The organism is Sphingomonas sp. GW821-FHT02B09, assembly GCF_059421875.1.
In genome coordinates this window covers 1-2,312 of sequence record NZ_JBWKVV010000026.1, presented here as the reverse complement: position 1 = coordinate 2,312, position 2,312 = coordinate 1, and the positions used below count along the sequence as shown (strand labels likewise).

Below are 2,312 nucleotides of genomic sequence, written 5' to 3'. Positions count from 1 at the left end.
GGCGCGACTGGCGATGTCGCCGACGCGAGCGGCCTGGATGCCGGAAGCGGGGTAACCGCGTGGCAGAGCCGGATCGGGCCATGCCGGATCATGGCGTCGTGGTCCCGGCTGGGGTGATGCCCTGCGGCGGTGCGCGGGGCTGGCGCCAGCGTTCGAAGGTTTCGATGACGAGCATGCGCCCGCCGCAGCACGGGCATGGCGGGCGGGCGTCATCGGGTTCGACCGGCTCGGCAGCGGTAACGGGCGGGGCGACGCCGAGCAGTTCGCGGGCGCGTTCGAGATGCGCCTTGCGGGTGGCGCCGGCGAGCAGGCCGTAGTGGCGGATGCGGTGGAAGCCCTTTGGCAGGACGTGGAGCAGGAAGCGGCGGATGAACTCGTCGGCGGCCAGCGTCATGACCTGCTGCCGGTCGGCGCCAGCGCGACGGTAATCCTTCCATCGGAGGGTGACGCCGGTGTCATCGAACCGCAGGAGCCGGCTGTTCGAGATCGCAACGCGGTGAGTGTAACGCGACAGGTAGGCCAGCACCGTCTCGGGACCGGCAAACGGCGGTTTCGCGTAGACGACCCAGCGCTTCTTCCGGACCGGCGCCAGGTGGCGCAGGAAAGCGCGCCGGTCGGGAAGGTGGTCGAGGCTGCCATGGAAGGCGAGGCGCCCGGCCTCGTGCAACGCCATCAGCCGGGTCAGGAACAGGCGACGGAACAGCTTGCCGAGCACACGCACCGGCAGCAGGAACGCCGGCCGTGACGACACCCAGCGGCTGCCGTCGGGCGACAGCCCGCCACCGGGCACGATCATGTGGATGTGCGGATGGTGGGTCATCGCCGACCCCCACGTATGCAGCACCGCGGTGATGCCGATGCGGGCGCCGAGGTGCTTAGGGTCGGCGGCGATGGTCGTCATCGTCTCGGACACCGCCTGGAACAGCAGGCCGTAGACCGCCGACTTGTTCTGGAACGCGACGTCGGCGACCTCGGCGGGCAGCGTGAACACGACGTGGAAGTAGCCGACCGGCAGCAGGTCGGCCTCGCGCTCGGCGAGCCAGGTGCGCGCGGCCGCACCTTGGCATCGCGGGCAGTGCCGGTTGCGGCAGCTGTTGTAGGCGACCCGCCAGTGCCCGCAGTTGGTGCAGGCCTCGACGTGCCCGCCCATGACCGCAGTGCGGCAGGTCTCTATAGCCGACATGACCTTGAGCTGGTCGAGGCTCAGGTGCCCGGCACGGGCAATCCGGTACGCAGGGCCGGCGGCGCGGAAGATGTCGGCGACCTCGAGCGAGGCGCGCACGTAGCGTCACCCGGCGGGCGTCCTGCCTTCCATCAGCGCCATCAACTGGTCGAGCGGACCGGTGACGGCGCGGATCGTGCGGGTGGCGACCTTGGTGTAGAGCGCGGTGGTCTCCAGCTTGCTGTGCCCGAGCAGCACCTGGATGACGCGGATGTCGACGTCCTGCTCGAGCAGGTGGGTGGCGAAGCTGTGGCGCAGCGTGTGCGGGCTGACCCGCTTGCGGATGCCGGCCGCCTCGGCAGCTTCGTGGACCGCACGGTGGAGCTGCCGGGTCGAGACCGGGTCGGTGTAGCTGCGCCCGGGAAACAGCCAGCCGTGCGGCAGCAGGACGCTGCGCCGCTTGCCTTCCCGCCACCACAGCCGCAGCAGCTCGAGCAGCTGCGGCGAGAGCATGGCGTTGCGGTCCTTGCGCCCCTTGCCCTCCTCGATGCGGATCAGCATCCGCCTGCTGTCGATGTCGTCGGCCTTGAGGTGCGCGACCTCCGACACGCGCAGCCCGGCGCCGTATGCGACGCCCAGCGCGGCGCGATACTTGATGCCCGGTGCCGCATCGAGGAGCCGCGCGACCTCATCGACGCTCAGCACATCGGGCAACTTCCTGGGCCGCGGCGCCAGCACCAGCTTGCGCGACAGGTCGGGCCGGTCGAGCGTCACCCCGAACAGGAACCGCAGTGCCGACACCGTGGCGCCGACGACGGACTCGCTGATGCCGTGCTCGCGCTGGTGGACCTGGAAGCGCCGCACATCCTCTGCCGTCGCCGTATCGGGCGAGCGGCCTAGGAACGCCGCGAAGGCGCGAACGTGGCGGACATAATCGTGCTGCGTCCGAGCCCGCATCGAGCGCATCGCCATGTCGTCGAGCATCCGCTGACGCAGCGGGGTGACAGGCGCTTCGGTCGGTAACGTCGTCATGACAGGGTTCCTCATGTTGAAGGAACCCCATCGTCTGCCTCCGCTGCCGCAGGGCCAAACCTCAGCGCTGACGCGCTACCTCACCGACAAATGCCAATGCCGCGCAGCGGCTTCGTGC

2 protein-coding genes are annotated in these 2,312 nt (G+C 70.0%); both read right to left on the bottom strand.

Annotated elements, in window-relative coordinates; genetic code table 11:
- Positions 1–88: 88 nt before the first annotated feature.
- Positions 89–1,282, bottom strand: coding sequence for an IS91 family transposase (locus tag AC07U4_RS24765; protein WP_495197598.1), 1,194 nt, complete (start codon positions 1,280–1,282; stop codon positions 89–91).
- Positions 1,283–1,288: 6 nt separating this feature from the next.
- The gene (locus AC07U4_RS24760; RefSeq protein WP_495197597.1) at positions 1,289–2,194 is read right to left on the bottom strand and encodes a tyrosine-type recombinase/integrase; all 906 of its coding nucleotides are present in this window, start codon (positions 2,192–2,194) and stop codon (positions 1,289–1,291) included.
- Between the last annotated feature and the right edge of the window lie 118 nt (positions 2,195–2,312).

Coding starts and splice junctions, on each gene's coding strand:
- AC07U4_RS24760 (WP_495197597.1), bottom strand. CDS start 2,194: ATGACGACGTTACCGACCGAAGCGCCTGTCACCCCGCTGCGTCAGCGG.